Annotated in this window: 4 protein-coding genes; all 4 read left to right on the top strand. The window is 39.2% G+C overall.

The window, feature by feature from the left end; genetic code table 11:
- Nucleotides 1–412 precede the first annotated feature (412 nt).
- On the top strand, nucleotides 413–1393 hold the full coding sequence (locus tag BP727_RS05305) for a hypothetical protein (RefSeq protein WP_286857743.1): 981 nt from the start codon (nucleotides 413–415) through the stop codon (nucleotides 1391–1393).
- Nucleotides 1394–1511: 118 nt separating this feature from the next.
- Nucleotides 1512–1655 carry a hypothetical protein gene (locus BP727_RS05300; protein ID WP_286857741.1) on the top strand — a complete coding sequence of 48 codons (144 nt, stop codon included), beginning with the start codon at nucleotides 1512–1514 and terminating at the stop codon, nucleotides 1653–1655.
- A gap of 6 nt (nucleotides 1656–1661) precedes the next feature.
- Nucleotides 1662–1898 carry a hypothetical protein gene (locus BP727_RS05295; protein WP_286857737.1) on the top strand — a complete coding sequence of 79 codons (237 nt, stop codon included), beginning with the start codon at nucleotides 1662–1664 and terminating at the stop codon, nucleotides 1896–1898.
- A 6-nt stretch (nucleotides 1899–1904) separates the two neighbouring features.
- On the top strand, nucleotides 1905–2950 hold a 1046-nt coding region (locus BP727_RS05290; protein WP_286857735.1), incomplete at its 3' end, for a hypothetical protein.

Genomic DNA, 2950 nt, shown 5'->3' with positions numbered 1-2950 from the left:
CGGAAGTAGTTCCCGCTTACGATAGCTTGCTCAAGTTCGATGACGTATTCAAGCATTTATATCTGACCTGATGTTTATGACTACGTGCAATATGAAAGAGCAACTATCTCTCTGGAGGCATCAAAAAACCAAACATGTGTGTTACAATGAAGTATTTTAGGAAACTATACATCAATTATCTTATTACTCCTGTTCAGTTTAAACACAGTGTAGATGCTCTTGTACGGATTTAACGTGGTTTCCCCATCCCCTCGGCAACCTCTCCACATGGCCTCTTTTTCTTTTGAGATTGATAATTATTCCTTTTAGTGATTGGAGAGCCTCGCACCGGTAGAAAATCAGAAGATATTTATTTGAGCATCTCTTTTCATTGATATAGCACGATCTTATCGTATTTGTTTGGGTCACGCATATGGACGAAGAATATATTAGGACAAAAATTGAGAGAGTTCGCTATCTATTCAGTTTTGAAACGCTTTCGTCATATTCGGCAATAAGTGAGATTACATTCGCAAATGAAGGGAATGAATATATCAATATTATAAAGTATGATCTTGGAGAATACAAGCCATTTTTAAAAATTTCCGATTCAAACGGTGAATTTCTGGAGTTTGCAAAAGCACGAGAAGCCGAACTGGAGAACTGCTCTGACTATCTCATCAACATTTATCTCCCGCAAGGAAGGGAACTAAAGCCACAATGTCGACGAACCATCACATTTCAGAATTTTTCTCCCTCTTCTAATAATAGGGAAAAATCAGAGTATGAAAATCCAACATACGTCATGTTTCTTTTCGAAATGGTGGACCAGGTCAATTCGTACATAATAATTGAAGCTGCGGAAAATTTTGATTTTCATGATTATGTAGACGTGGTCGACCAAAACGGAGTGGTGATCGATGAACGTGAATTGGGCGATTTTTTCAAAGAAAGAACAGTTATCGCCAATAAAATTGGGAGGCGTATCTACCTCTCATTTAAGGGCGATGCGTCAAAGCGAACTTTAAGGATTACTCATCAACATGATGCCCCCAAGAGGCTGTTGAATTGGATCAGGGTAGGTTTAGGTTTAGGTGGATTATCAGCGTTTTTCCTTCCCGTAAGTCTTTTTTACTCGCTCAATAGCGGTCTCTTAGATAGTCCCAGTCTTTTAATCACATATCCGGTATTTGTAATTACGACATTGATTGTTATCAAAGGATGGCTATTTCTCAAAGATCTGGACAATGAACTCGAGCGTTACAATAACGCCTATATCTTCCTTGTTATTATCCTGATCCTTGAGCTGATCGCAATATTTATTGTGTCTTTCCTAGGAAATGGTGCCTGCTTATGGTTCAAGGATTGCAGTAATGCGGTGAACTCATTGGTGATGGCTATGCAACAGATTTAAGTCGCGTGTGTCATCCAGCTCAGTGAGTGTTTGCAATACATCCGTCACGCTCACTTTTGCATCAGTCTTTGAGGCAAATAGGTATAATTAAATATCATAAAATGATATGATGATACTTATGACACAGAATAACAGAGCAACTCTCCTTCCAATAAAAGCTTCCTATGCAAGGATCTTCCGGGGAAAGGAAGAATCTAAAAAGTTAGAAAAGGAAATAGAGGAAGGTCTTGCTAAAAAAAATAAAATAAAGATATCTGGTTGATTTATTATGCAAAAGATTGCCCAGCATGCCGAAAATAGAATAAATGCAGGAGACCAAATAAACTTTCCTGTTAAGCATGCATGGCTTGAAGTTGTGTTGGAATATGAGTTTAATTCTTTAGATAGAAGGGCTCTGGATAAGGATAAATTGTTTAATGAATTGAATCAGGAGTGCTGGGAGTTGTTCGACAACATGATGGAATGGCAGAATAACGCAATTCGCTATTCCCTTCCGACTGATTGACCGTATATGGGTCGATACGATGAGTCGTTTATCTCTCAGGCTGAGTCTTTTCTGAACCAGATCTCCAAAACTTCATACAATGGGCGATTAAGAAAAAGTTTAGTTATTCATTCTGTCAATTGCAAAGAATGGGAAGCAGAGAAGAAATTCTTTGTACAAAAATTGACGAATCTTGATTCCGAATCTTCTACTAAAGCCAACTTGGCAGCTACAAGATGGTACGTGGAGATTCTAGATTTAGATCGAAACCCAAATACTCCCCATAAGCACATGGGACACATCGATTTTCGGCCAATTTCACCAACTGTCAGTGATGCTTTCCTTCCAATCCCTAGGAAGGCAAATTTTTTTGTAACCTGCCAGAAGATGTATAAATCCGATGACTTTAACGAACCGGTGATCAGGACTGTCCCTTACATCGTTCCCGATCACCGGTTATCCTGGTGTGCTCCTGCAAGCCTGTGGATAATTCTCTCATCTCTCTCTAACGAACTGGGTAGACAGTATCTCTCTCTTTATGAAATAATAAGTAATCTGCCGAAAAAGAATGGCAGCAAGGCAATAGAAGCTCGTGATTTTGACCGACTAATTGAAAAGTTAGGCTATTCGTATTACTATTACTATGGTAAATGTCAACAGGCATTATATGAGGAGATCGAAGGAAACTTCGAAAGTGGCGAATGTAAGAGAGGATGTAAGTTAAAGCATCTATACGATCATATCTGGCGGGAAAATAAGAACAATAATGTGATGGATTGGAGTGTACTATACCCTTATATCGAATCAGAAATACCTGTTTACTTGGTATTTCAGTATGCAGACCTTTTAAAGATCCCCGGTTATCCCGTTGCCGAGCATGACAACGAGAATCTGTCTGAGTTGTGGCATGCAGTTGTTGCAATAGGGCACACATTAAATGAAAGCGGGGAGATAGACAATTTTATCGTACATGATGTAAGTGCATCTCCTTTCCTAACGGTTCCCCGGGAATTCATCGATGCATGTCTGTTGGAAGCGATTGTCATTCTTCCGGAGGACACCTATCATTATAC

The sequence above is a fragment of the Methanosaeta sp. UBA356 genome, assembly GCF_002496465.1.
Lineage (GTDB): Archaea > Halobacteriota > Methanosarcinia > Methanotrichales > Methanotrichaceae > Methanothrix > Methanothrix soehngenii.
Note: the sequence above shows the minus strand (reverse complement) of the source record. Positions and strands in the feature narration are given on the sequence as shown.

Coding starts and splice junctions, on each gene's coding strand:
- BP727_RS05305 (WP_286857743.1), top strand. CDS start 413: ATGGACGAAGAATATATTAGGACAAAAATTGAGAGAGTTCGCTATCTA.
- BP727_RS05300 (WP_286857741.1), top strand. CDS start 1,512: ATGACACAGAATAACAGAGCAACTCTCCTTCCAATAAAAGCTTCCTAT.
- BP727_RS05295 (WP_286857737.1), top strand. CDS start 1,662: ATGCAAAAGATTGCCCAGCATGCCGAAAATAGAATAAATGCAGGAGAC.